The sequence below is a fragment of the Niveispirillum sp. GW835-FHT14G11 genome, from assembly GCF_058793615.1.
Genome location: NZ_JBXAFZ010000004.1, coordinates 388407 through 412532, shown reverse-complemented (window position 1 = coordinate 412532; position 24126 = coordinate 388407). Strand labels below are relative to the sequence as shown.

The following is a 24126-nucleotide window of genomic DNA, read 5'->3' as shown; positions in this document are numbered from 1 at the left end:
CAAAGCCACCGGTTCTTATCGCTTCCTGCGTATCATCGCCGCGCGGGCCGGGTAAGCGGGTGATACAAAGCTGAAACAAATCGGACCGGTCGGTCTCAGACAAAATATCGGCTGGGCGACATGCCGGTGACGCGCTTGAACATGGTGGAGAAATTGCCCGGCCCGTCATAGCCCAGGTCGAGCGCCACCGACGTCACCGTTTCCCCGCCGCCAGCCGGGGCAGGGCCACCGAAATGCAGGCCTGCTGCCGCCATTCGGCAAAGCTCATCCCCGTTTCGGCACGGAACAGGCGGGTGAAGCTGCGCCGGTTCATGGACAGCGCGTCGGCCCAGTCATTGATGGTTGCGGTCGCCTGCGGTTGCCCCAGAAAGCTGTGGCAGTGGCGGGCCAGTCCCGGATGGGCGGGGAACGGCACCGCCAGCGGCAGCAGCGGCGCCCGGTCGATCTCCGCCAGCAGCAGCTTCATCACCAGCCCGTCGCGCCCCGCCTCTTCATAGGCGGGCGGGATATCGGCGGTGGCCACCATCAACTGGCGTAGCAGCGGCGACACGGCCACCACCTGACAGGATGACCCGCGCGCCATGCACTGGTCCGGCTCGATCAGCAGGCTGCGCGTCTGTACAGCCCCCACCATGCGCACGGAATGCGGGGTGCCGCCCGGTATCCAGACGGCCCGTTCCGGGGGCGCCACCCAGGCGCCGTGCGGGGTGCTGACCGCCATCACGCCGCTGGCGGCATAGAGGAACTGGCTGCGGCGATGCTGATGCTCCGCCAGTTCAAAGGCCGGCGGATAGTTTTCTCCCCGTGCCACGGCGGGCCGCGGGGCCTGGGGGTTCTGGTCTGTCCGCATTGCATAGGCTCTGTCCCACTCGCACAAATTATTGTCTCACGCAACGAAGCGGGATCAAAGCAATTGGTCTAGTTTGATCGGATCGACGGGTCTTCCGCCCGCAACAGCGCCGCAGCGAGCCTTATCGTGACCCTTCAGACCGTCAGCCTTGCCGACAGCACGCCATCCACGCCGCCCACCGCGCCGGTCCCGGCGGCCCCGCAATTCGTGGTCCGCATCGTGGGGGCCGTGGCCGTCGCCCATCTGCTGAACGATCTGATCCAGGCGGTGCTGCCGGCCATCTATCCGATGCTCAAGGCGCATTACACGCTGAGTTTCGGGCAGATCGGCTGGCTGGCCATGACCTATCAGTTCACGGCCTCGCTGTTGCAGCCCTGGATCGGGCTTTATACCGACAAGCATCCCAAGCCCTGGCTGTTGCCCATGGGCATGGGGGTGACGTTGCTGGGCGTCATCTGTCTGGCGCTGTCGGGCAGTTATCCGATGCTGATCGTGTCGTCGGTGATTGTCGGTATCGGGTCGGCCACCTTCCATCCCGAGGCGTCACGCGTGGCGCGCATGGCGTCGGGCGGGCGGTTCGGCACCGCACAGTCGGCGTTCCAGGTCGGTGGCAACACGGGATCGGCCATCGGCCCGCTGGTCGCGTCGGCCGTGATCCTGCCCTTTGGTCAGACGGCCATCGGCTGGGTCGCCATTGCGGCCGTCGCGGCCATCTGGGTGCTGTACGGGGTCACGCGCTGGCGGCTGCATCATCCGCAGGCCAAGATGGCCGTCGGCGGGCTGATGCCGGCTTTCCGGTATGACCGGGCGACGGTCATTCGGGCGCTGGCGGTGATCGGCCTGCTGATGTTCGCCAAATTCATCTATATCGGTGCCATCACCAATTACTTCACCTTCTACCTGATCGAACGGTTTGGCCTGTCGGTGCAGCAGTCGCAGCTTTACCTGTTCTGCTTCCTGGCCGCCGTGGCGGCGGGCACCTTCGCCGGCGGGCCGGTAGGAGACCGGATCGGGCGCAAGGCGGTGATCTGGGTTTCCTTCCTGGGCGTGGCGCCCTTCGCCCTGCTGCTGCCACATGCTGACCTGTTCTGGACGGCGGTGCTGGCCATCACCATCGGCCTGATCATGTCGTCGGCGTTTGCCGCCCTGGTGGTCTATGCACAGGAAATCGTGCCCGGCCGCGTGGGGCTGGTCTCCGGTTTGATGTTCGGTCTGATGTTTGGCATCAGCGGTATCGGGGCGGCCGCTCTGGGCAATCTGGCCGATATCCACGGTATCGTCTGGGTTTATAAAATCTGCGCCTATTTGCCGCTGCTGGGTCTGGTCACCGCACTGCTGCCGGCATCGCCGGAGCGGCGGGTCAAGCCCGCGGGCTGAACCGCCCGCCCGTCATCGGGGCCGGCACGCCCGTCGTGCCGGGCAGCGACAGCGGCAGACCCAGCCGCGACCGCACCGCCAGATAGGCGAAGGCTTCCGCCTCCAGCGCGTCACCGTTCCAGCCCAGCCCATCCACCGGTGCCACCGGCACCCCGTCCAGCCGGTCGGCCAGCGCCCACATCAATGTTTCGTTGCGCCGTCCGCCACCGCAGATCAGCCAACGTTTGGGCTTTGCCGGCACATGGTCCAGGGCGCGGATGATGGTTTCCGCCGTAAAGGCCGTCAGCGTGGCGGCCGCATCTTCGGTGGACAGGTTGGTCATCGCCGCCCTGGCCCAGGCGTCACGGTCCAGCGATTTGGGCGGCTTGGCGGCAAAATAGGGATGGTCCAGCAGGCGGGCCAGCAGGTCGTCATCGACATGCCCGGCGCCAGCAATGCGTCCGCCATCATCATACGGCTCCCCCGTGCGCGACAGGACCAGATCATCGATCAGGGCATTGCCCGGCCCGGTATCGAAGGCTACCACATCCAGCGGCCCGTCACCCAGCCAGGTGATGTTGGCCACGCCGCCGATATTCAGGATGGCCAGCGGCCGTTCCAGGTCACCGGCCAGCGCCTGATGATACAGCGGCACCAGCGGCGCCCCCTGGCCACCGGCCTGCACATCGGCGGTGCGGAAATCATGCACGACGTCGATACCGGTGCTGGCCGCCAGCTGTGCGCCGTCGCCGATCTGCCAGGTGTGGCGACGGTCGGGGGCGTGCAGGATGGTGTGGCCATGGAACCCGATCAGGTCCACCTGCGTACGGTCCACCTCGTTCACGCGCAGCAGGCTGGCCACCGCCTCGGCGTGCAGGTCGGTCAGTTCCTGCTCCACCCCCGCCACGTCGCCAACGCCGCCCAGCACCGACCGCAGCCGGTCGCGGAAGGCCCGTCGATAGGGGGTGAAGATGAAGCCTAAAGGCTCTACCCAGCCATGGCCGTCGGTGCGCACCAAGGCCGCGTCGATGCCGTCCATTGACGTGCCGCTCATCAATCCAACGGTCAGGAAACGCTGCAATGCCATCACGCACCATGCTCTAACGCTTTGGATGTGCTACCACGCCCATGGCTGCTTCGGCCATTCCCCAACTTCAAGGTCTTCGAGAAGATGAGCACGACCACCGTTCCCGCGAACATCAAGTCCGACTTCCTGCGCGTGATGGTGGAGCGTGGCTATTATCATCAGGCCACCGATCTTGAGGCGTTGGACAAGCAACTCAACGACGGCATCGTCACCGGCTATATCGGGTTCGACGCGACCGCGACCAGCCTGCATGTCGGCTCGCTGATCCAGATCATGATCCTGCGGCGGTTGCAGCAGGCGGGCCATCGCCCCATCGCCCTGATGGGCGGCGGCACCACGAAGATCGGTGACCCGACCTTCAAGGATGAGGCGCGGCCGCTGCTGACCAACGCGGTCATCGACCAGAATATCCAGGGCATCCTGCAGCCCTTCAACCGGCTGCTGAATTTCGGCACCGGCCCGACCGATGCGCTGCTGGCCAACAATGCCGACTGGCTGGACAAGCTGGAATATATCCCGTTCCTGCGCGATGTCGGCCGGCATTTCACCATCAACCGCATGCTGACCTTTGACTCGGTCAAGCTGCGTCTGGAGCGTGAACAGCCGCTGACCTTCCTGGAATTCAACTACATGATCCTGCAGGCCTATGATTTTGTGGAGCTGCAGCGCCGCTTCGGCTGTACCCTGCAATGTGGTGGGTCGGACCAGTGGGGCAATATCGTCAATGGCGTGGAACTGGGCCGGCGCATCGCCAATGCCCAACTGTTCGGCCTGACCTCTCCCCTGCTGACCACGTCGTCGGGTGCCAAGATGGGCAAGACGGCGGCCGGTGCCGTCTGGCTGAACGAGGATCGGCTGTCGAACCTGGATTTCTGGCAGTACTGGCGCAACACGGAAGACGCGGACGTCGGCCGCTTCCTGAAGCTGTTCACCGACCTGCCCTTGGCGGAGATCGCGCGGCTGGAAGCGTTGCACGGGGCGGAGATCAATGAGGCCAAGAAGATCCTGGCCACGGAAGTCACGGCCCTGGTGCGCGGGCGCGACGCAGCCGAAGGGGCCGCCGAAACCGCGCGGCGCACCTTCGAGGAGGGCGCTTCGGCTGAGGGTCTGCCCACCATCGAGGTGGCAGGCGCGGTTCTGGGCGAGGGTGCCTATCTGGCCGACCTGATGGTGCAGGCCGGCCTGTCAGCCAGCAAGGGCGAAGCACGCCGCCTGATCAAGGGCAATGGCGTGAAGGTCAATGACGGTGCGGTGTCGGACGAGGCCTACAAGCTGTTCGCGTCGCATGTCGGCGATGACGGTGTCATCAAGCTGTCGGCCGGCAAGAAGCGCCATGCGCTGGTGAAACTGGTGTGACGCCGACAGGTCTTTCTGGTCAAACGGGCAGAATTGTCTTATAGTCGGGAGAAGGTGGGATGGTGCGCTAACACCGGCCCACCCTCCTTATGCCCGAGTGATCAGGATGGTGACGTGGACAACACGCCGCCCCCAGATCGGAACCCGGAGCAACAGGATAAAGGGCATCTTCCTCATGCCGCTTTACCTCCGTTGACGGCGGTCCGGCCAATTCCGGGCCGCCGTTTTCGTTTCTGACAGAATTTCGGCACGATTATAAGAGAAATCAAACAGACTTATACGCGCCTGACGGTTGGCGTGATCCCTTTGTCATGGGCCAGGAATTCTGTATATGTTCTCCCCATCATGATTGACGATCTGATCGACGAACCGTATCCGACACACCCGCCCGCCACCGCCCACCGCCCGTGGCTGCAGGGGTTGAACCCCGTGCAGCAGGAGGCGGTTGAGGCGCTGGACGGTCCCGTCCTGGTCCTGGCCGGTGCCGGCACGGGCAAGACGCGGGTGCTGACCACGCGGCTGGCGCATCTGCTGCTGTCGCGGCGGATCAGCCCGTGGAACGTGCTGACGGTGACCTTCACCAATAAGGCGGCGCGGGAGATGCGCCACCGTGTCGACAATCTGCTGGGCGGACAGTCGGAAGGTTGGTGGATGGGCACGTTCCATTCGCTGGCCGCCCGTATCCTGCGCCGCCATGCCGAGCTGGTCGGGCTGAAGCCCAGCTTCACCATCCTGGACACCGACGATCAGATCCGTCTGGTGAAACAGTTGATGGAGGCGGAGAATATCGACAGCAAAAAGTGGCCGGCCCGCATGCTGCTGTCGATCATCGAGCGGTGGAAGGACCGGGCGCTAACCCCGGACAAGCTGAAGCCGGAGGATGCCGGCGACGCCGCCAATGGCCGCATCCTGGCCATCTACAAACAGTATCAGGACCGGCTGCTGTCGCTGAACTGCTGTGATTTCGGCGACCTGCTGCTGCACAATATCACGCTGTTCCAGCAGCATAATGACGTCCTGATCGAGTATCAGAACCGCTTCCGCTATATCCTGGTGGACGAGTACCAGGATACCAACGTCGCCCAGTATCTGTGGCTGCGCCTGCTGGCCCAGGCGCACAAGAATATCTGCTGCGTGGGCGATGACGACCAGTCGATCTATGGCTGGCGCGGGGCGGAGGTGGGGAACATCCTGCGGTTCGAGCATGATTTCCCCGGTGCACGCATCATCCGCCTGGAACAGAATTACCGCTCCACCGCCCATATCCTGGGGGCGGCCCATGGCATCATCGCCAAGAATCAAGGTCGCCTGGGCAAGCAGTTGTGGACCGAGACCGAGGGCGGCGAAAAGGTCAAGGTCCGTGGCCTCTGGGACGCGGAGGAGGAGGCGCGCTGGGTCGGCGACGAGATCGAGAATTTGCAGCGCAAGGGTACCAGCCTGGGCCAGATGGCCGTGCTGGTCCGCGCCGGTTTCCAGACGCGTGAGTTTGAGGAGCGGTTCATCACCCTGGGCCTGCCGTACCGTGTCATCGGTGGCCCACGCTTCTATGAACGCCAGGAAATCCGCGACGCTCTGGCGTACCTGCGCGTGCTGGTCAGCCCGGAGGATGATCTGGCGTTTGAGCGCATCATCAACACGCCTAAGCGCGGCATTGGGGCGACGACCATCCAGAGCCTTTACGTGGCCGCGCGCACGCTGGGCCTGCCACTGACGGAGGCGGCCTGGAAACTGTCGCAGACGGACGAGTTGAAGCCCAAGATGCGCAGCGCCATTTCGGCCCTGTCGCAGGATTTCTTCCGCTGGCGGGCCCAGATCGACCGGGTGCCGCATACCGAACTGGCCCAGACCATCCTGGATGAAAGCGGCTATACCCGCATGTGGCAGGAGGATAAGAGCCCGGAAGCCCCCGGCCGCCTGGACAACCTCAAGGAATTGATTAACGCCATGGGCGAGTTCGAGAACCTGACCGGGTTCCTGGAACATGTTTCGCTTGTCATGGAAAATGCGCAAGGGGCGGGGGAGGAGCAGGTGTCGCTAATGACTCTGCACGGGGCCAAGGGCCTGGAATTCGACGTGGTGTTCCTGCCCGGGTGGGAGGAAGGCGTGTTCCCCAGCCAGCGCACCCTGGACGAGAACGGCATCGCCGGGCTGGAGGAGGAGCGGCGGCTGGCCTATGTCGGCATCACGCGCGGGCGCAAACGTGTCTATATCAGCCACGCCGCCAACCGCCGTATCCATGGTACCTGGGCCACGGCCATTCCGTCGCGTTTCGTGGAGGAATTGCCGGCCGACCATATCGAGACGGAGAACAATCCCGGCATCGGTGGGACCGGATTCGGCAATGTTCGTGAAAGCGCCTATGGCGGCGGGTTCGGTGGCGGCTGGGGTGGGGGTGGCTTCGGCGACCGCTTCAACCGCATGGGCCAGAAAGCGGCGCAAGCCCCGGCACGGGCCGGCGGCCGGCTGATCGAGGGCACGGTGGTGGACGTGACCGCGCGCAAGCGCCCCGACCGTGCCTTCAATCCCGGCGACCGGGTGTTCCACACCAAGTTCGGCTATGGCACGGTCAAGGCGGTGGAGAATGACAAGCTGGAGATTGCGTTCGATCTGTCGGGTATCAAGAAGGTGATGGACAGTTTCGTGGTACCGGCCGACCAGGCGGGGTGACCCTGCAATTCCCCACATTGCCGTTGGGCCCCACCGTTCACTCCTCTCAACCGTCATCCCGGCGAAAGCCGGGACCCAGGGTGACAGGTGCTACGGTTGAGTTCGCGTCGCTAAACGCTGCCCATATGTAGGGCTTGTGGCCCCTGGGTCCCGGCTTGCGCCGGGATGACGAAGGAAGGGTGGTTGGTTATTGGGGGCGTCGTACCTTCACCCCACCAGCTCGTCCCGCGCCAGATCCAGCATCGGCAGGAAGGCGGTATGTTCCTGCGCCCCGGCCAGGGCATAGCGCCGGTCGAAAATGTAGCAGGGCACGGCCTGCACCCCCAGCTGGCGGGCCTGGGCGTCGCTGCCGCGCACGGCCGCCATGTCGGCCTCGCCCTCCAGTTGGTCGATCACCGGGCCTGGGTCCAGTCCCTGTTCGGCGGCGATGCGGGCCAGAATGGTGATATCGCCGATATCACAGCCCTGCTGGAAATAGGCATGGAACAGCGCCATGGCGATGTCCGTGGCCTTGCCCCAGCGTTCGGCGAAGCGGACCAGCCGATGAGCCTGAAGCGTGCTGGGGATGCGGCGGATCAGGTCCAGGCGCAGGTGCAGGCTTTCGCGCGCCGCCGCCTGTTCAACCACGGCATTCATCTGCCGCACCCGCTCCGGCCCGCCGAACTTGGCGGTGAAATAGAGGTCCCGGTCCATGCCATCAGCCGGCAGGTCGGGGTTCAGCTGAAAGGGCATCCAGCGTATATCCACCCGCACGCCCGGCCGTTCCGACAAGGCACGGTCCAGCCGCACCTTGCCCAGAAAACACCAGGGACAGATCAGGTCGGAATAGATCTCGATCAGCATGCCCATCCCCGATGCCCCGGTGCCACACCTCACCATATAACCCCATTTCGCCAAGGGGGCGAGGGGGCGGCACCGCGCATGATCCATTGCATGGACAACCGCACGGGATCATGATGTGAAAAATTTGTGAAGGTCGGGCGGTTGGGAACCCCACTATGACCAATATCCTGACAGGCGTACAACTTGCCTCCGCCTTCGTTGGCCACGCGACGCTGCTTCTGGCCGTCAACCTGACCCATGACCTTGATCCGGTTCTGTCGGGCTTCCTGCCCGCCGAGGTGCCGACGGCGGACGAGTTGCTGGACGATCATGTGCTGATCGGTCAGGTGATCCGCGCGCCGCGTGGCGATAGCAGACTGGAACGGACCTTGGCCTGGCTGGAACAGGTCTGGTTCACCATGCCGGATCGGTCCGCGGTGCTGCCCCTGGTGTGCCAGGAATTGGACATGCGCCGCCACACGCCGGTGATCTTCGATCTGGATGAAGGGCTGGTCCGGGCCGCCAACATGCTGGACATGCTGGTCCGCCAGTGCGCGGGCCTGATGGATACGGCCCCCTTGGCCGGCATCCTGGCCCTGCTGCGGCAATGGCAGACCGACCGACGACGGGAGACGCTGCTGGAACTGGAGCGCCGTTGCCTGCCCTTGTTGGGAATGGAGGATGGAACGCCGACGACCGAGCAGGTCCGCCGCATCCGTTTCCTGGCGCTGGAAGGGGCGCTGCTGGCCGACGAATATCTGACCCTGCATTTCGACCCGCAGGCGCTGGGCGACTGGGATTTGGCGGAACTGACCCGCCTGATCCGCACCCGATACCCGCTGCTGCGCCGGCGGGATGTGGAGCAGATGGTGGCCGCCCAGGGCCCGCAGGTCCGGGCGGCCGTTGCCTGATATCAGGGGGTATTGAGGGCGCCGGCCAGGGACTGCGCCTCCGGCCGGTAGAAATGCCGGTCCACCAGGATGGCGCGCGGCTGGGTCTTCTGGCCATAGAACTTGTCGTTGAACTCGCTGCGCGGCGCGATGACGGAGCCTTCCACGGCCATGCCGCCGAACAGGCCACTGGTCTTGGCATAGACATAGATGTCCGCCGACAGGCCGACGCCGTAGGAGGCGCCGACACCGGTGCCCAGCTCACCGATGGCGACATTGGCATCGGCGCCCAGCTTCACCTTGCGGTCGATGACAGCGTCGAGCCCTTTTTGCGTCATGATGACCATCATCATCTCCGACGCCTGCCCGCCGAATTGCAGGCCGAAGCTGGCTTCGGCCAGGGTATAGAAGGCAGGGCCACTCCAGGCGCCGTCATCGCCACGGGCTACCATGACACCGGTGCCGCCGCCGCCGCCGATGAAGAAGCCGGCCTGGATGACGTTGGGCAGGATCAGTACGGCGCGTGCCCGGCCGACCAGGGTCTTCAGGTCCTTGTATTGTGGATCGGTGAGCAGGGTCAGCGCCGTGACCCGCGCCCGCTCCACCATCAGTTCAGGTTCCGTCAGGGCCTGGGCCGGGCGCACCAGGGCGGACACCGCCAGGGTCAGGCCGAACAGGGCCATCACGAACCGCTTCATCTCTCCGCTCCCTTATCTGGCGAACATCATTCTCAATGCCCGCATTGCCAAGTCAACGCAAGCGGCCCTGCATCGCACCCTAACAGGGCGGAATATTGGCACCGATGAGGCGCCAATGTGCTGACCCATCCCCCAGGCGCAGATGGTCCAGCCGGAACAGGTGCCAATGATCGACCGCCACCGACAGCACCCCCGCCGGCCCCAGGCCCAGCGCCAGGGCCAGTGCGGCGCGGATGGGGCCGGCATGGCCCACCATCACGATGTCGCGCCCGGCATGCGCATCCGTCTCGCGCCCGATGGCGGTGGCCACCCGGTCGTACAGCGCGGCGAAGCTTTCACCGCCGGGTGGGGCATTGCCGGACGGATCCTGCCAGAATCGGTCGGCCGCTGCGCGGTCACTTTCCCAGATATCTGCATGGGTGCGGCCCTGCCAAAGGCCGAAATCCTGTTCCGTCAGGTCCGGAATGCAGATGGTCGCCTGATCAGGGGCCAGCGCCGCCGCCGACCGGCCGGTGCGCGACAGCGGGGTGGTCAGCCAGACGGCATCTCTGGGCAGCCGCCGACGGGCGCCATCAATCATTCCGGTATCGGAAAGATCAACCTCGGCATCCAGCCATCCCGTGATGGTGCCGGCCGGCTGGACCAGGGGGGCATGCCGCACCCACCACCAGCGTGTGCCCTTGGTGCCGTCACTCATGTCGAAGCCGGAATGACTGCTGCCAGGGCCAGGAGGAAGCCGATCTCCCCCATCTGCTGTCCGGCCCCCAGCACATCGCCGGTTACCCCGCCGATCTGCCGCCTGGCCAGCCGCGCCACGGCCCAGACGGCCCCGGCCGATACCGCCATGACGGCCAGGCTGACGGTGCCGCTGTCCAGATGCAGCTTGTTCAGGGTGGTGGCGGCCAGGGTGAACCCGATCAGCAGGGCCACCAGGGCGCGGGCACTGTCCGGCCGCCCCTGATCTGCCGAGACACCTTTCAGCCGCGCATCGGGCAGGGCCAGCTTCACCAGCGGCAGCAGCCCGCGCGAAAAGGCGTGTGCGCCGATCAGGGCCAGGGCCACGATGCGCGGATCGGCCAGCGTGGCCAGCACGCCGACGCGGGCCAGCACCACCAGGATCAGCGACATCGACCCATAGGTGCCGACGCGGCTGTCCTTCATGATCTCCAGCTTGGTGTCCTTGTCGCGCCCGCCGCCGAACCCGTCGGCGACGTCGGCCAGGCCATCCTCGTGCAGGGCGCCGGTCAGCCAGGTCAGCGCCGCCACCGTCACCACGCCCGCCAGCAGCGGCGCCAGCCCCGCATAGGCCAGCACCCAATAGAGCGCGCCGCCCGCCGTCCCGATCAGGCAGCCGACAATGGGGAACCAGGGCAGGGCACGGCGATTGAGGTCATCCGGCCACTCCCCCTTCCAGCGCAGGGGCAGGCGGGTCAGGAAGATGGTGGCCGCCATGAATTCCGCGAGCGGATGGGGCCTGTGCTGCTTTGTTGCATCGCTCATGACATCGGTATAGGCCAGTGTGGCTTTTGCCGCCAGCGCCGTTCCGGCCCTCTTGCAGGGGGCCAGACGGTAACCATCATCCTCGCTGCTTCAGGAACGTCCCATGTCCGGCCATCATGATCATCCCCATCATCCCCATGATGAAGAGGGCCTGCCCTCGCTGGCGGAAATCCGCCGCGTGCTGCCCGACCTGCCGGGACCGGACCTGGAGGCGGCAACCGCCGCGTTGCAGCGCGAACAGACGCTACTGAAGCCGCCCGGCGCGCTGGGCCGGCTGGAGGAACTGGTGCAATGGCTGGCCACATGGCAGGGCAACGCTCCGCCGGAATTGACCCATCCGCGCATCGTCATCTTCGCCGGCGCCCATGGCATCGCGGCCCGCGGCGTCTCGGCCTATCCGCCCAGCGTCACGGGGCAGATGGTGCAGGCCTTCATCAACGGCCAGGCCGCCATCAACCAGCTGGCCGAACTGCATGATGCCGATCTGCGCGTGCATGAGATGGACCTGGACCACCCCACCGCCGACTTCACCCAAGGGCCGGCGATGAGCGAGGAGGTCTGCGCACGGGCTGCCGCCTATGGCATGATGGCGGTGGAGCCGGGCCTGCATCTGCTGTGCGTGGGCGAAATGGGCATCGGCAACACGACCAGCGCCGCCGCCCTGTGCGCCGCCCTGTTCGGTGGCCCGGCGTCCGACTGGGTCGGTCCCGGCACGGGCGTGGATGCCGATGGCATCAAGCGTAAGATCGCGGTGGTGGAGGCCGGGCTGGCCGCCAATCCTACGGCACTGACCGATCCGTTCGAGGCGCTGCGCTGCCTGGGCGGGCAGGAACTGGCGGCCATCATGGGCGCCATCATCGCCTGCCGGCTGGCCCGCGTGCCCGTGGTGCTGGACGGCTTCGCCTGTACCGCCGCCGCCGCCGTGCTGTACAAGGCCGATCCCAAGGCGCTGGACCATTGCATCGTGGCCCATCGCAGTGCCGAGCCCGGCCATGCCCGCCTGCTGGCCGCCCTCAACAAGCGGCCCTTGTTCGAATTCGACATGCGTCTGGGCGAAGGATCGGGGGCGGCCCTGACCATCCCGGTGCTGAAATCCGCCCTGGCCTGCCACCTGAACATGGCCACCTTTGCGGAGGCCGGTGTGTCGGGCAAGGGCGACAAGCCCGGCGGGTCGATGCATTGAGGAGTTAAATCGGTGCCCAAAGCCGGCGATCAAAGCTGAAGCGGCGGCTGCCGATGACGCGGGCGCTGTTTGCCTCCGGATGGGCGGGATTCAGCAGCAGGTTGCGGCTTTCAGGCACGATCAGCGATGGCACCGACAGGACCGGCGTGCGCGCCGACCGCAGCCAGTCGGTGCCGAACCCGGCGGTGTCGTCGGGCACCGTCTCGACATTCTCCACCGCCAACCCCGCCAGCGACACGCGGCTCAACATGTAATCCAGGGGCAGCAAGTCCGGGGCCAAATCCAGGTGCACCCGCACCTCCAGCACGGCCAGTGCCGCCGTTTCCGCCAGATAGACCACCGGCAGGCCGGGCCGGTTCCAGCGCCCCCCATACAGTCGTGCACCCTCACCTGACGGGTCGGCGAAGGGGGCGCGGCAGATGCGCCAGCCGATGGTCACGCGGCGATCCCGTGCGCGATGCGGCCCAGCAGGGTCTCCACCGCCCTGGCCCCCTCATCAGTGTCCAGCAGGTCCAGCGGCCGTTCCCCGTCCAGCGCCGTCGTGGCGCGGCGCAACCAAAGCCCGGCGCGGTCCCGGTCACCGAATGTTTCTTCCGCTGTGGCCAGCAAGCGCAGCACGCGGACCAGCCGGTCCGATTGCTCCGCCGTCAGCCGACCCGTCTTGCGCCGGTTGGAAAGCGTGCGGCGAGGCAGAACGATGCGATCCAGTTCCACGGCGTTCAGCAGCCCGCTGTCCAGGATATGGTCGACGGTGCCGATGGGCAGCCCGGCGCGAATGGCGCGCATTAGGTCCATCCCGCTATTACCTATGATCTCTGCGATCCGTGCCGGCTGCATCATCCGCTCCTGGCCATTTGCCCCAATCATATGGGCATTCGGCCCAATGGAACAATGGCCCAATGTTCCAAGACTCCAATGATCCAATGCGCCAATATTGAATCCCGGTGCCGGATTGGCCCATCCTGCCGCCCATTCCGGCCGGAGACATCCCATGAAACCCATCACCCTTGATCGCGCCCTGCGCGCCCAATGTCGGACCTTCCTGCATGGTCATGGCCCCATCAGCCCGCGCGACTGGATGACCCGGCTGCTGTCGATGCCGGAGATCGAGCTGCCGGGCGACGAGTACAATGCCGGCCCGACCATCGATGCCTTGCAGCAGCAGGTGGCGGGCCTGCTGGGCAAGGCGTCCTCCCTGTTCTTCCACAAGGCCGTGGTGGGACAGCAGGCGGTGTTGTTCGCGCATCGGGAACGCACGGGCCGGCGGCTGGTGGCCGTGCATCCGAAAAGCCACATTGCCATCGACGAGTCCGATGCCGTGGAACGGCTCAGCGATATCAGGCTGGCCCGCATCGGTCCGGACGACGCACCGTTCACGCTTTGCGACTTGAAGGGCGTGCAGGAACCGTTGGCCGCCGTCGTCGTGGAACTGCCGCTGCGCAATGCCGGCTTCCGGGCGCCGGATTGGGAGGCATTGGTCGCCATCTCCGCCTGGTGCCGGGAGCAGGGCATCGCCTTCCACCTGGATGGGGCGCGGCTGTGGGAGACGCAGCCCTTCTATGGCCGATCGCTAGCGGAGATATCGTCCCTGGCCGACAGTGTCTATGTCAGCCTTTACAAGGGGCTGGGCGCGCCCGGCGGGGCGTTGATCGCGGGCCAGGCCGAATTCCTGGAGACCTTGAAGCCCTGGCGGTCGCGCATGGGTGGCAATCTCTACACGGCCTTTCCATTCGTGCTGGGCGGGCTCTACGGGTTGCGCCATTTCCTGCCGCGCATGGGGGATTACCATGCCCGTGCCGTGGCATTGGCCGCCGCGCTGGCCGCGCGCGACGCGCCCTGGGCCGCCGATCGGGTTATGTGCAATTCCTTTCGCCTGATCTGGCCCGTCGCCGCCGCCTCCCTGGCCGGTGCGCTGGAACGCGCCGCGCGGGAGGAGGGGGTGTGGAGCTTCGGCCGCGTGCTGTCGCTGCCGGTCCGGGACCATTGCTTCACGGAGATGGTGGTGGGCGAAGCGACGATGGCCCACGAACCGGACGCACTGGCCGCCCGGTTCGCCCAACTGCTGGCGGAAGCGCGGGCCTAACCCCGCACCCCCGTCACCCGGTCGACCATGGCCCGGATGGCGGTCACCTGCGGTCCCTTGCGGGTGCCATAGAGGAAGCGCGCCTTTTCGCCGCCCGTCGTGGCATAGCCCCACCAGTCCCAGCAGCCCTCCGGATTGACCGTGCCGCCGATCAGGTCCAGCCGGCTCAGCGTCTGCGGGAACAGCACGATCAGCCGGTTGGTGTCGGCCCATTCGCGATAGCCCGTGCTTTCCGGATAGAGCGTGCCCTTCAGCGCCTCGGCCGACTGGCCGCAACCATGCAGGGCCACGTGCAACCGGCAATCCTCCCCCGCCTGGCAGGATTTCGGCACGAAGACATAGCCCGTGGCGCCCAGGCTGATGGCGCGCGCATCGCCGCCGGGCGCGAATTCATTCTGGTCGAAGGCGACCAGACTGCCCGTCACCTGGTTGGCCTTGGGGTTCAGCGGGCCCAACAGATGGGTCAGCATCTGGCCGGCCCCGTCCAGGTCGCACTTGCCGATATAGGGGCTTTGCAGCACGCCACAGGCCTTGCCCGCCGCCAGCGTGGGGAAGGTGTGATTGCCCTTCAGCGGCGGAAATGCGATCTGTTCAGGCTTCAGCCCCAGGGTTGCGTAGAATTCCGCCACGGCCTTCATGCTTTGCGGCAGGACGACGGCGTCCTTGTTGCCGATCATCAGGAACACCTTGTCGTCGGCTAGGTTGGCCAGGTCGGCGATGTCGCCGCTGTCGGCGAAGCGCCTGGCCTGACTCAGCGAGGCCTTGGCCGACGGTTCCGGCAGCCCGCCGAAGGTACGGTCGCAGGCGCTGTTGCCGAATGCCTTGTCGAACTGCGCCTTGGTGAAGCAGGTGCAGCTTCCCGTGGCCCGCGTCGACGAGCCCTGGGCGCAGTAATAGGGTCCGCCTGCGAAGATGCCGGCCCCCTGGATGATGTCGGAATGCGCCACATGCAGCTGATGCGCCATGAAGGCGCCAGAGGACAGGCCGGACACCGTCGTCTGGCCCGGCGCCACCTTGTAGGCCTTCAGCGGTTCGGCGGCCCCGGCCCGGAAGGCCAGCGCCACGAACATCAAAAACACGAGCCCGCGAAGCAGGAAACCCATCATCGCCTCCCATCACCAGGATATCATGCAGGGCCGCAATCATGCCGCACTGCAACATAGAGATACGCCAGTCCGAACTTGATATCCAGTTGCAAATCTCCTTTTGATATTTAAAAGCCATAGTGCTTGTAGAGCTGACAGCCTGCTGCCGCAGGGGCGCCATCCCGCACCGCCGGGTGACCCGCCGCCCCGCCCATGCTAAGAACCCGCCGCCGAACGGCAGCAGCAGGGGAAGGGTGCCATGAAGATTCTGGTCGTGGGTTCCGGCGGTCGCGAACATGCGCTGTGCTGGTCCATCAAGCGCTCGCCCCTGTGCAGCCGGCTCTATTGCGCGCCCGGCAATGCCGGCATCAAGGACGTGGCTGAGATCGTGTCCCTGGCCGCCAACGACGTGGCCGGCATCACCGCCTTTGCCCGCGACAATGGCATCGATTTCGCCGTGGTGGGGCCGGAGGAACCGCTGGTGCTGGGTCTGGCTGACAGTCTGCGCGCCATCGGCATCCCCACCTTCGGCCCGTCGCAGGCGGCTGCCGCCCTGGAAGGGTCCAAGGGCTTCATGAAGGATGCCGTGGCCCGTTTCGGTGTGCCTACCGCGGCGTACGGCCGCTTCACCGACATCGCCGCCGCCAAGGATTTCGTGGCCCGCCAGGGGGCGCCCATCGTGGTGAAGACCGACGGGTTGGCCGCCGGCAAGGGTGTCACCATCTGCCAGAGCGTGGAGGAGGCGTTTGCCGCCATCGAGGAGGCCATGGTCGGTCGCCGCTTCGGCGATGCCGGGGCCGAACTGGTGATCGAGGAATTCCTGGATGGGGAGGAGGCCAGCTTCTTCGCCATCTGCGACGGCACCAACGCCGTGGCCCTGGCCGGTGCCCAGGACCATAAGCGTGCCTATGACGGGGACCAGGGCCCCAACACCGGTGGCATGGGCACCTATAGTCCCGCCCCCGTGCTGACGCCCGCCATCGAGGCGCGGATCATGGAAGAGATGATTCTGCCCACGGTCCGCGGCATGGCGGCCGAGGGCAAACCGTTCATCGGCGTGCTGTTCGCCGGCATCATGGTGGTGGACGGCCCCGACGGGCAGCCGTTCCCCAAGCTGCTGGAATATAATGTTCGCTTTGGCGATCCGGAATGCCAGGTGCTGATGCGCCGCCTGAAATCCGATCTGGTGCCGTTGCTGCTGGCTGCGGCCAAGGGCGATGTCTCTGGTCAGGTGCCGGAATGGCACGACGAGGCGGCCTTGTGCGTCGTCATGGCGGCCGAAGGCTATCCCGGCGATTATGTGAAGGGAACCCGCATCGGCAACCTGGCGCAGGCAGCCCAGGTGGATGGGGTGGAGATTTTCCATGCCGGCACCAGGGAAGGGGCCGACGGTGCCATCCTGGCCAATGGTGGCCGCGTCCTGGGCGTCACCGCCATCGCACCCCGCGTGGCCGATGCCCGCACCCAGGCCTATGCGGCGGTGGACCGCATCGACTGGAAGGAGGGATTCTGTCGCCGCGACATCGCCTGGCGCGCCATGGCGCGTGGATTGTAAATAGTTTAAGGAAACGAACGATCGTCAGGGACGAATCGGAAGTCCGGTTCTGTGCCGATGGGATGGGGTTTCCAAGTGCGCCCTGATGGTTGCATCCGGTCGGATATTATTGAAAGCCCTATCGCCGCCGGTCGAACATACCCATGGCATGGGCCGTGTGCAGGGCCAGCGGCGCCATCCAGGCCACCAGCGGATAGAAGAACCACACCTTGTCAGGCGTGGTGATGAAGTTTACCGGCACGATGATCACGGCGAAGATGAAGTAGGCCAGCAGATGGTTCAGCAACTGGCTGCGTCGCCGTTTCACGATCGGGTGGGTGTCGGGCAGGGACATCGAGGATGGGGCCTTTTCCGGTAACGCGCGGATCACAGCATAGCGCGACCGGCCTTGGATGCCAGCGCCGAACCTGTTGATCACACCCACCCCCTCGGGCCACAATGACGCATATTCCCTTGATCCAAAAGCAGCCGCCATGGACCTCAACCGCACCTTCGCCCAGGCCGTTACCCATCAGAACGAGGGCCGCTGGGCCGAGGCGGAGGCGCTTTACCGCAAGGTCGACAAGGCCCGGCCCGGCTCCGCCCCTGTCAGCTGGAACCTGGGCGTGGTGCTGAAGGCGCAGGAGAAGTGGGAACAGGCGCTGGCCGCTTTCGAACGGGCAGGCAAGGCCGATCCCGGCTTCCGAGGTCTCAACTTCAATATCGGGCTCTGCCTGCAGAAACTGAACCTCAAGGAAGAGGCGGCGGCGGCCTTTGAGAAGTCGGTGGCGGTGGAACCGCAGGATCCTGTGGGCCGCTTCAATCTGGCTGCCGCCTATCGCGATCAGGAGAAGCTGGAGGCGGCCCTGGCACAGGTGGATGCGGCCCTGGCCTTGCAGCCCGATTTCGTGGAGGCGCAACTACTTCAATCAAAGTTGCGCACAGGGATGTTGCCGCTCTGGCACGTGCCCATGGTCAATGACGCCCCCCGCAATGATGCCTATGCGGCGGCCATCCAGGCGCAGGTGAAGCCGGGCGACCTCGTGCTGGAGATCGGCACGGGCTCTGGCCTGCTGGCCATGATGGCCGCCAAGGCTGGCGCAAAGGTGGTGACGTGCGAGGCGGTGCCCTGGATTGCACAGACGGCGCGGGCCGTGATCGCGGCCAACGGCCTGTCCGACCGCATCACCGTGGTCAATACCCTCTCCACAGCGCTGGAGGTGGGAGCTGTGCTGCCGCGCCGGGCCGATGTGCTGCTGTCGGAGATCGTGGCCAGCGATTTCCTGTCCGAACGCATCATCCCCGCTGTGGCCGATGCGCGTGCCCGGCTGCTGACCCAGGAGGCCCGCATCCTGCCGGCGCGTGGGGGTGTGCGCTGTGCGCTGGCAGGGGGCGAACTGTTGGAAAAGCACCTGTTCACCGGCCCGACGAACGGCTTCGACCTGTCGGCCTTCAACCGGCTGTATCCGCGCTCGGTGCGTTACGACGCCCGGTTGGTGCAGCCGCTGGCCCTGTCAGCGCCCGTCGATCCGTTCAGCTTCGATTTCACCGGTGGGCCGATTCCGGGCAACGAACATGTACGCTTCACCCTGCCTGCCACGGCCGACGGGCGCTGTGTCGCTCTGGCGCAATGGGTCTGGCTTGATTTTGGCGGTGGCGTCAGCTTCGAGAACAGTCCCTTCATCGACAGTCCGGCCAGTGGTTGGCAGCCCGGATTCTATCTGCCTGACCGTCCGATGGACGTGAAACGGGGCCAGCCGCTGGCTCTTGATGCGCATCATGACGGCTTCAATGTCTGGCTGAGCTTCCGCAAATAGCTCAAAAAGAAAAAATCCCCGGCGACCATCGTCACCGGGGACTTCATTGCCGAGCGCGAAAGCCTATTCGCTTTCGGTTTCGGTGTAATCCCGGATGTCCGCCGGATCCCAGATGGCACCCCTGCGGCGTCGGCCCCCTGGGGTTGCAGCGGCAGGTGCTGCTGCGGTCGCGGCCTTGGGCTGGCGCTTGCTTCCCGGTACGGGGCCACGGCGGCGCGGCGCCTCAATGATATCGGCTGGGGCCGTGCTGAGCACCGGCGTGCTGTACTGGCGGTTGGCGGCGGCGGCGGCGGCGGCTTCCTCGTCATAGCCGGCATTGGGCGAAATGGCACGCAGCAGCGATCCGACAGCATCCGCGATCTCATCCGGCGCCGACTTCCAGGCCCGCAACAGGTCCAGTTCACGACGCGACAGGATGGGCGAGGAACCTTCGGCCGTGGCGGCGAAGCTTTCCGGCGGACGGCGCATGTCCGGCACATCCAGCCCATCGAAGAAGAATGTCAGCGGCACATCCAGAATATCGGCTAGACGATAGAGTTTTCCCACGGAAACACGATTGGATCCGCGCTCGTACTTCTGAACCTGCTGGAAAGTAATTCCCAAAGCCTTGGCCAAATCCGACTGGCTCATGCCCAGAAGGCCTCGACGAAGTCTGATACGACCAGCCACATGGTTTTCAATTACGGTCTCAAGGGCAGCGACAGCTGCATTTTTGCTCCGTCTCGGCATCGAACTCTATTGCCCCCTATTCCGCGTTCCTATGGCAACGTCGTGGACCACGCAAAGTTCCGTGGTCCACGATTGCCACTGTTCTCATGATTCCGGCGCAGCATTGCGCCGGAATAGCACTCAGGCTTTCGCCGGCATATTAACCTTAGAGCCGATACTAGCAAGTACGCAGCTCAACGTTCCGTCATGCTATGGTATGGCAATATCTGCGATTCTGACCCAACTGTCCATAACTTGTATGTCTTTGGGCCGAATTGACCATCGCAGTGGAAGCTCCACACCAAGAAATCGAGAAAGATTGGCCAATTTTGCTGGTGCAGCCTCCCTTTGGTTGTCTTCGACTGCCAAGTGAGCAACTATCTACCGCAATAAAGTAAAATTCGATCTATCTGATCGTGGGCGTTTCCGCCCATGCGGGTATTGCGTGACAATTATACTACCACATCCCCCAGACTTGTCGATAAACCTTGGACTCGGGGATACCGACATTGGCTATCGACCAGGACCGGCTTTCCGTTCCGATTTTTCACGATGAAATTCCGGAATCCTATCGTTCCGTCAAGCAGCATTTTCAATTTTTGTCACAAGCAGGGTCGCGGCCAGACCATAAACCTGTCTTTCAGCGCGAAGAACACCCAACCACTCGCGCAGGCTCTCCTGTACGAACGGGTCTTTGGCACTCTCGATCTCAATCTCCGTTTCGATGATCAGCCTGTCGAGCAGTCGGGCGTGGACGATCGCGGCCTCGCGGATATGCAGTGCGATAGGTTGGGCCGGCATTCAGGGGCGCTCCGGACAGGAAGGCGTGGCAATGTTGTGACCATAATCGCCCGAGAACGCCCATTTTGCGCGCGGAAATAGGAGGTAGCTCCTTTGCAATCAGCCGTTGGTGGCGGCGCCCCGGCCCAGATCCAGCGTCATCCGCAATGATGGCTGGCCCAAGCGGGCGCGGTAGAGATGAACATTCTCCAGCACGCGCTGGACATAGTTGCGGGTCTCGTAGATCGGCATGGTTTCGATCCAGTCGATGACGTCGACTCCGTTGCCCCTGGGGTCGCCATAATCGCGCACCCATCCCGCCACCCGGCCTGGACCGGCATTGTAGGATGCGATGGCCAGCACGTAGGACCCGCCGAACCGATCCACAAGATCGGCCAGATATGTCGATCCCGTCTCCACATTATATCGCGGATCGGCGGTCAGCCGGGTGGCGGTGGCGCTGGTACTACTCTTGGCGGGCGGCTTCTTCTGCTTGGTGTCCTTCTTCTTGCTCTTGGCCTGGGTGGTGGTGGCCGGTTTCGCAGCCGGCTTGGCCGACGTCCTGTTCACCCCGGCGGCCGTGGTCGGCATCACCTGCATCAGGCCGCGGGCCCCGGCGGAGCTGACGGCGTCGGCGACGAAATTGCTTTCCTGACGGATGATGCCATGGATCAGGGCGGCCTCCGGCCGGGCAGGGGCGCGCATGTCAAGCAGCGGGAATCCCGCTTGGCGCAGTACGAACCCATCCTGCCAGGCGGCGCGAGAGGTTGTGACGGCCAGATCCTTGCGTTTCAATGACAGGGCCAGTTCTCCCACCAGCTGATATTCCTCCCCCGTCTTGGCGTCGGCGGTCAGCTTGCGCAGGAACAGGGTGGTGCGATCGCCGTCCGCCCCCTCGATGCGGGCCAGCAGCTGCACGATCCGCACCATCTCGCGCTTCTTGAACGCCTTCTGCTGCTCTTCCGTCGGCACCGGTTCCACCGGCATGGCGCTGCCGGGCGGGCGGTCCAGCCGGTCGGCGGCCAGCAAGCCATAGAAGGTACCGCCATAGGTGGTGGCCGTATCGAACCAGGTGGCGGCCCGCTCCTTGTCACCCAGCGCGTCCAGCGCGCGGCCGGCCCAATAGGCGCCGCGTGAGCGGCTAACGGGGGAGGCGGTGCCACGGAACAGCGTCTCGAAATGCCTCAGCGCCTCATCGGGCTTGTTCAGCTTGCGCAATGCCAGCCATCCGGCCAGGAATTCCGCCTGGGCGAAGGCCAGGCCGTCCCGGGCGCCATGGGCGGAGACCAGTTCATAGGCGCGGGCATACTGTTCCGTTTCCATCAGCCGGCGGGCCAGGATATGGCGTTCCACCCACCAGTCGGCGCCGTGCGCCTCCTCCTGCGCCGGCTTGACGGCGAAGGCCTCCATGGCGCCGGCATCCATGTCCTTGCGGCGGCGCCAGCGGGTGCGGTCGTACAGCAGACCGGGATCATTCTGCAACTCAGCCGGGACGCGGCGCAGCGCGCCATCCACGCCGGGCGACTGGGCGGCCAGGGCGATGCGCGCCTCGGCCACGGCCTGACGGCCCGGATCGACCAGCGGCATGACGCGGCGCGCTTCATCGACCTTTTCCGCCCACAGCAGCTGGTCCAGGCGTGCGGCATGGTCGGCTGGGCGCAGCAACCCGACATAGCGTTGGCGGAAATCCCGCTCCTCCTGCGTGCCGAAGCTGCCATTGATATAGCGGTCGCGGATCAGGGTGATGGCTTTGTCCGACGCCCCGGTCTCCATCAGTGCGTCGCCATAGCGGCCCAGGCCCACCAGCGTCAAAGGCGGGTTCTTCTCGAACCATTCCCGCATCTCTCGGTAGGGCATGTCCGACGGCATCACGCTTTCGGCATTGCGGCGCAGCGCCGTCTGGTTGGGCCAGTCGGGGTGACGCTTCATGAAGGCGGTGAGGGATTCCCAGCTCGCATCGGCGCCGCCCTGCGTCAATTCCATCCATAGCAGCAGCTGTGAGGCCAGTTCGTCCGGGGCGCGGCGGACCAGGCGCTGGGCCTCGTCCATCTTGCCCTGGTCGGCGGCGCGCAACGCCTGCTTGTAGACGGCGATCTCGCTGGTGGCCGAGCTGCCGCCGGCGGCCTGTGCCAATCCGGTCAGGCCAAGCCCCATTCCCAGGCAGACCAGCATCGCCGCCAGGGCACGGCCTGCCGCCTTGTTTCGGACCATGGGGCTGTTTAAGGTTCGCGCCTTCATTCGTTCTGACCGGAGTAGCTTGCCATGTTCAAGGGTTCCATCGTCGCACTGATCACGCCGTTCCGCGATGGGAAGGTGGATGAGGTCGCGTTCCAGGACTTCGTGGACTGGCAGATCAAACAGGGGACGCACGGCGTGGTTCCGGTCGGCACGACCGGCGAATCGCCGACGCTGAGCCATGAGGAGCATCGTCTGGTCATCTCCCAGGCTGTTGAGGTGGCCAAGGGCCGCGTTCCCGTGATCGCCGGCACCGGTTCCAACTCGACGGAAGAGGCCATCCAGTTGACCCGTCACGCCAAGCAGATCGGTGCCGACGCCGCGCTTGTGGTGACACCTTATTACAACAAGCCGTCGCAGGAAGGTCTTTATCAGCATTACAAGGCCATCCATGACGCCGTCGATATACCCATCATCATCTACAATATCCCTGGCCGCAGCGTCATCGACATGTCTGTCGCAACCATGGCCCGTCTGGCGAAGCTGCCCAACATCATCGGTGTGAAGGATGCCACGGCCGATCTGGTCCGCCCCCTGCGCACCCGCGTGGAGATCGGGCCCGACTTCTGCCAGCTTTCCGGCGAGGATGCCACCGCCACGGCATTCCTGGCCCAGGGTGGGGTGGGTTGTATCTCCGTCACGGCCAATGTCGCACCGGCGCTCTGCGCCCAGATGCAGAATGCTTGGGCTGCCGGCGACCTGGTCGAGATGGCCCGCATCCGCGACATCCTGATGCCCCTGCATCATGCGATGTTCGTGGAGACCAGCCCGGCGCCGGTGAAATATGCCGCCAGCCTGCTGGGCAAGTCCAGCCCCGAGGTGCGCCTGCCGCTGGTGGCGTGCAGTGCGGAGGGCCGCGTCGCCGTGGAAGAGGCGATGCGCAAGGCCGGCTTGATCGGCTGAATACATTGAACTCTGCGGAACGTCCCCCCATAACAGGGGGGACGTTTTTCATTTCTGAATCGGATTGCCTGAGCGATGGCTAACAACGCGCCCGAGCGCAAATACGCGGCACAGAACCGCCGGGCCCGCTTCGATTACTTTATCGAGGACACGGTGGAGGCCGGCATCATGCTGACCGGCACAGAGGTCAAGTCGCTGCGTGGCGGCAAGGCCTCCATCCTGGAAAGCTATGCCGGCGATGTCGGCGGGGAGCTGTTCCTGGTCAATTCCTACATCCCCGAATATGGCCAGGCCGGCGCCTGGCTGCAGCACGACCCCAAGCGCCCGCGCAAGCTGCTGGTCCGCAAGCGCGAGATGGTGAAGATGTTTGCCGCCATCCAGCGTCAGGGCATGACCCTGGTGCCCATGTCCATCTATTTCAACGACCGCGGCATGGCCAAGGTCGAGATCGGCATCGCCAAGGGCAAGAAGCAGGGCGATAAGCGCGAAACGGAAAAGGCGCGCGACTGGCAGCGCGACAAGGCGCGGTTGATGCGGGCACGCGGGTGACAGGATCGGACTGCGATTGGTGC

The 24126-nt window shown here is 65.1% G+C and carries 24 protein-coding genes; 10 read left to right on the top strand and 14 right to left on the bottom strand.

Features of this window, described 5'->3' with window-relative positions; translation table 11 throughout:
• Positions 1–95 precede the first annotated feature (95 nt).
• Both AC1Q7F_RS10515 and AC1Q7F_RS10510 read right to left on the bottom strand, forming a co-directional pair.
• On the bottom strand, positions 96–188 hold the full coding sequence (locus AC1Q7F_RS10515; protein WP_492506450.1) for a helix-turn-helix domain-containing protein: 93 nt from the start codon (positions 186–188) through the stop codon (positions 96–98).
• A gap of 5 nt (positions 189–193) precedes the next feature.
• Positions 194–850 (bottom strand): AraC family transcriptional regulator, encoded by a 657-nt coding sequence (locus AC1Q7F_RS10510; protein WP_492506448.1) that lies wholly within the window; start codon positions 848–850, stop codon positions 194–196.
• 126 nt (positions 851–976) lie between these two features.
• Between AC1Q7F_RS10510 and AC1Q7F_RS10505 the strand changes: the two genes are divergently transcribed.
• On the top strand, positions 977–2227 hold the full coding sequence (locus AC1Q7F_RS10505; protein ID WP_492506446.1) for an MFS transporter: 1251 nt from the start codon (positions 977–979) through the stop codon (positions 2225–2227).
• Here the strand turns inward: AC1Q7F_RS10505 and AC1Q7F_RS10500 are convergent.
• Positions 2211–3293: an anhydro-N-acetylmuramic acid kinase gene (locus tag AC1Q7F_RS10500; protein WP_492506445.1), complete on the bottom strand. Its 1083-nt coding sequence runs from the start codon at positions 3291–3293 to the stop codon at positions 2211–2213. The genes AC1Q7F_RS10505 and AC1Q7F_RS10500 overlap by 17 nt on opposite strands.
• An 84-nt stretch (positions 3294–3377) precedes the next feature.
• On the opposite strand from AC1Q7F_RS10500, the gene tyrS reads away from it, so the two are divergent.
• Complete coding sequence (gene tyrS / locus AC1Q7F_RS10495) at positions 3378–4649, top strand: tyrosine--tRNA ligase (protein WP_492506443.1); 1272 nt, start codon at positions 3378–3380, stop codon at positions 4647–4649.
• A 345-nt stretch (positions 4650–4994) separates the two neighbouring features.
• Positions 4995–7316: an ATP-dependent helicase gene (locus tag AC1Q7F_RS10490; protein WP_492506441.1), complete on the top strand. Its 2322-nt coding sequence runs from the start codon at positions 4995–4997 to the stop codon at positions 7314–7316.
• 207 nt (positions 7317–7523) lie between these two features.
• Here the strand turns inward: AC1Q7F_RS10490 and AC1Q7F_RS10485 are convergent, their stop codons facing one another.
• Positions 7524–8159, bottom strand: coding sequence for a DsbA family oxidoreductase (locus AC1Q7F_RS10485; protein WP_492506439.1), 636 nt, complete (start codon positions 8157–8159; stop codon positions 7524–7526).
• A gap of 155 nt (positions 8160–8314) precedes the next feature.
• On the opposite strand from AC1Q7F_RS10485, the gene AC1Q7F_RS10480 reads away from it, so the two are divergent.
• Entirely contained in the window at positions 8315–9049 is a 735-nt protein-coding gene (locus AC1Q7F_RS10480; RefSeq protein ID WP_492506438.1) for a hypothetical protein, read from the top strand.
• 2 nt (positions 9050–9051) lie between these two features.
• On the opposite strand, the gene AC1Q7F_RS10475 is transcribed toward AC1Q7F_RS10480, so the two are convergent.
• The 3 genes from AC1Q7F_RS10475 to cobS form a co-directional block, all read right to left on the bottom strand.
• Positions 9052–9726: a lipid-binding SYLF domain-containing protein gene (locus AC1Q7F_RS10475; RefSeq protein WP_492506436.1), complete on the bottom strand. Its 675-nt coding sequence runs from the start codon at positions 9724–9726 to the stop codon at positions 9052–9054.
• 79 nt (positions 9727–9805) lie between these two features.
• On the bottom strand, positions 9806–10423 hold the full coding sequence (locus tag AC1Q7F_RS10470) for a histidine phosphatase family protein (protein ID WP_492506434.1): 618 nt from the start codon (positions 10421–10423) through the stop codon (positions 9806–9808).
• Positions 10420–11178, bottom strand: coding sequence for an adenosylcobinamide-GDP ribazoletransferase (gene cobS, locus AC1Q7F_RS10465; RefSeq protein ID WP_492506433.1), 759 nt, complete (start codon positions 11176–11178; stop codon positions 10420–10422). The genes AC1Q7F_RS10470 and cobS overlap by 4 nt, the downstream gene beginning before the upstream one ends.
• 151 nt (positions 11179–11329) lie before the next feature.
• Between cobS and cobT the strand changes: the two genes are divergently transcribed.
• Positions 11330–12409 carry a nicotinate-nucleotide--dimethylbenzimidazole phosphoribosyltransferase gene (gene cobT / locus AC1Q7F_RS10460; RefSeq protein WP_492506431.1) on the top strand — a complete coding sequence of 360 codons (1080 nt, stop codon included), beginning with the start codon at positions 11330–11332 and terminating at the stop codon, positions 12407–12409.
• A 4-nt stretch (positions 12410–12413) separates the two neighbouring features.
• On the opposite strand, the gene AC1Q7F_RS10455 is transcribed toward cobT, so the two are convergent.
• Both AC1Q7F_RS10455 and AC1Q7F_RS10450 read right to left on the bottom strand, forming a co-directional pair.
• A complete protein-coding gene (locus AC1Q7F_RS10455; RefSeq protein ID WP_492506429.1) occupies positions 12414–12848 on the bottom strand; it encodes an RES family NAD+ phosphorylase in 435 nt (144 codons plus the stop codon).
• A complete protein-coding gene (locus AC1Q7F_RS10450) occupies positions 12845–13195 on the bottom strand; it encodes an Xre family toxin-antitoxin system antitoxin (RefSeq protein WP_492506427.1) in 351 nt (116 codons plus the stop codon). Before AC1Q7F_RS10450 ends, AC1Q7F_RS10455 begins: the two co-directional genes overlap by 4 nt.
• Before the next feature lie 205 nt (positions 13196–13400).
• Here AC1Q7F_RS10450 and AC1Q7F_RS10445 point away from each other — a divergent pair, with 205 nt between their 5' ends.
• The gene (locus AC1Q7F_RS10445) at positions 13401–14492 is read left to right on the top strand and encodes a threonine aldolase family protein (RefSeq protein WP_492506425.1); all 1092 of its coding nucleotides are present in this window, start codon (positions 13401–13403) and stop codon (positions 14490–14492) included.
• On the opposite strand, the gene AC1Q7F_RS10440 is transcribed toward AC1Q7F_RS10445, so the two are convergent.
• Positions 14489–15595, bottom strand: coding sequence for an extracellular catalytic domain type 2 short-chain-length polyhydroxyalkanoate depolymerase (locus AC1Q7F_RS10440; RefSeq protein WP_492506423.1), 1107 nt, complete (start codon positions 15593–15595; stop codon positions 14489–14491). The two genes, AC1Q7F_RS10445 and AC1Q7F_RS10440, sit on opposite strands and share 4 nt — an antisense overlap.
• Before the next feature lie 241 nt (positions 15596–15836).
• Between AC1Q7F_RS10440 and purD the strand changes: the two genes are divergently transcribed.
• Positions 15837–17132, top strand: a complete 1296-nt coding sequence (gene purD / locus AC1Q7F_RS10435; RefSeq protein WP_492506421.1) for a phosphoribosylamine--glycine ligase — start codon at positions 15837–15839, stop codon at positions 17130–17132.
• A 118-nt stretch (positions 17133–17250) separates the two neighbouring features.
• Here purD and AC1Q7F_RS10430 read toward each other — a convergent pair whose 3' ends face one another.
• Complete coding sequence (locus AC1Q7F_RS10430) at positions 17251–17550, bottom strand: 2TM domain-containing protein (RefSeq protein WP_492506419.1); 300 nt, start codon at positions 17548–17550, stop codon at positions 17251–17253.
• 55 nt (positions 17551–17605) lie between these two features.
• Here AC1Q7F_RS10430 and AC1Q7F_RS10425 point away from each other — a divergent pair, with 55 nt between their 5' ends.
• Entirely contained in the window at positions 17606–18928 is a 1323-nt protein-coding gene (locus AC1Q7F_RS10425) for a tetratricopeptide repeat protein (protein ID WP_492506417.1), read from the top strand.
• 63 nt (positions 18929–18991) lie between these two features.
• Here AC1Q7F_RS10425 and AC1Q7F_RS10420 read toward each other — a convergent pair whose 3' ends face one another.
• The 3 genes from AC1Q7F_RS10420 to AC1Q7F_RS10410 form a co-directional block, all read right to left on the bottom strand.
• On the bottom strand, positions 18992–19657 hold the full coding sequence (locus AC1Q7F_RS10420) for a helix-turn-helix domain-containing protein (protein ID WP_492506415.1): 666 nt from the start codon (positions 19655–19657) through the stop codon (positions 18992–18994).
• A 558-nt stretch (positions 19658–20215) separates the two neighbouring features.
• A complete protein-coding gene (locus AC1Q7F_RS10415; RefSeq protein WP_492506413.1) occupies positions 20216–20437 on the bottom strand; it encodes a hypothetical protein in 222 nt (73 codons plus the stop codon).
• Positions 20438–20536: 99 nt separating this feature from the next.
• Positions 20537–22627 (bottom strand): lytic transglycosylase domain-containing protein, encoded by a 2091-nt coding sequence (locus AC1Q7F_RS10410; RefSeq protein WP_492506411.1) that lies wholly within the window; start codon positions 22625–22627, stop codon positions 20537–20539.
• Positions 22628–22678: 51 nt separating this feature from the next.
• On the opposite strand from AC1Q7F_RS10410, the gene dapA reads away from it, so the two are divergent.
• Both dapA and smpB read left to right on the top strand, forming a co-directional pair.
• Positions 22679–23554 carry a 4-hydroxy-tetrahydrodipicolinate synthase gene (gene dapA, locus AC1Q7F_RS10405; protein ID WP_492506409.1) on the top strand — a complete coding sequence of 292 codons (876 nt, stop codon included), beginning with the start codon at positions 22679–22681 and terminating at the stop codon, positions 23552–23554.
• Positions 23555–23629: 75 nt separating this feature from the next.
• A complete protein-coding gene (gene smpB / locus AC1Q7F_RS10400) occupies positions 23630–24103 on the top strand; it encodes an SsrA-binding protein SmpB (protein ID WP_492506407.1) in 474 nt (157 codons plus the stop codon).
• Positions 24104–24126 lie beyond the last annotated feature (23 nt).

Excerpts from the sequence above, each read along its gene's own strand:
- cobS (WP_492506433.1), bottom strand. The coding sequence starts at position 11,178 with ATGGCGGCCACCATCTTCCTGACCCGCCTGCCCCTGCGCTGGAAGGGG.
- tyrS (WP_492506443.1), top strand. The coding sequence starts at position 3,378 with ATGAGCACGACCACCGTTCCCGCGAACATCAAGTCCGACTTCCTGCGC.
- AC1Q7F_RS10475 (WP_492506436.1), bottom strand. The coding sequence starts at position 9,726 with ATGAAGCGGTTCGTGATGGCCCTGTTCGGCCTGACCCTGGCGGTGTCC.
- AC1Q7F_RS10425 (WP_492506417.1), top strand. The coding sequence starts at position 17,606 with ATGGACCTCAACCGCACCTTCGCCCAGGCCGTTACCCATCAGAACGAG.
- cobT (WP_492506431.1), top strand. The coding sequence starts at position 11,330 with ATGTCCGGCCATCATGATCATCCCCATCATCCCCATGATGAAGAGGGC.
- AC1Q7F_RS10420 (WP_492506415.1), bottom strand. The coding sequence starts at position 19,657 with ATGCCGAGACGGAGCAAAAATGCAGCTGTCGCTGCCCTTGAGACCGTA.
- AC1Q7F_RS10485 (WP_492506439.1), bottom strand. The coding sequence starts at position 8,159 with ATGCTGATCGAGATCTATTCCGACCTGATCTGTCCCTGGTGTTTTCTG.
- AC1Q7F_RS10440 (WP_492506423.1), bottom strand. The coding sequence starts at position 15,595 with ATGGGTTTCCTGCTTCGCGGGCTCGTGTTTTTGATGTTCGTGGCGCTG.
- purD (WP_492506421.1), top strand. The coding sequence starts at position 15,837 with ATGAAGATTCTGGTCGTGGGTTCCGGCGGTCGCGAACATGCGCTGTGC.
- AC1Q7F_RS10415 (WP_492506413.1), bottom strand. The coding sequence starts at position 20,437 with ATGCCGGCCCAACCTATCGCACTGCATATCCGCGAGGCCGCGATCGTC.
- AC1Q7F_RS10410 (WP_492506411.1), bottom strand. The coding sequence starts at position 22,627 with ATGGTCCGAAACAAGGCGGCAGGCCGTGCCCTGGCGGCGATGCTGGTC.
- AC1Q7F_RS10445 (WP_492506425.1), top strand. The coding sequence starts at position 13,401 with ATGAAACCCATCACCCTTGATCGCGCCCTGCGCGCCCAATGTCGGACC.
- AC1Q7F_RS10510 (WP_492506448.1), bottom strand. The coding sequence starts at position 850 with ATGCGGACAGACCAGAACCCCCAGGCCCCGCGGCCCGCCGTGGCACGG.
- AC1Q7F_RS10490 (WP_492506441.1), top strand. The coding sequence starts at position 4,995 with ATGATTGACGATCTGATCGACGAACCGTATCCGACACACCCGCCCGCC.
- smpB (WP_492506407.1), top strand. The coding sequence starts at position 23,630 with ATGGCTAACAACGCGCCCGAGCGCAAATACGCGGCACAGAACCGCCGG.
- AC1Q7F_RS10470 (WP_492506434.1), bottom strand. The coding sequence starts at position 10,423 with ATGAGTGACGGCACCAAGGGCACACGCTGGTGGTGGGTGCGGCATGCC.
- AC1Q7F_RS10480 (WP_492506438.1), top strand. The coding sequence starts at position 8,315 with ATGACCAATATCCTGACAGGCGTACAACTTGCCTCCGCCTTCGTTGGC.
- AC1Q7F_RS10500 (WP_492506445.1), bottom strand. The coding sequence starts at position 3,293 with ATGGCATTGCAGCGTTTCCTGACCGTTGGATTGATGAGCGGCACGTCA.
- AC1Q7F_RS10450 (WP_492506427.1), bottom strand. The coding sequence starts at position 13,195 with ATGCGCGCCATTCGCGCCGGGCTGCCCATCGGCACCGTCGACCATATC.
- dapA (WP_492506409.1), top strand. The coding sequence starts at position 22,679 with ATGTTCAAGGGTTCCATCGTCGCACTGATCACGCCGTTCCGCGATGGG.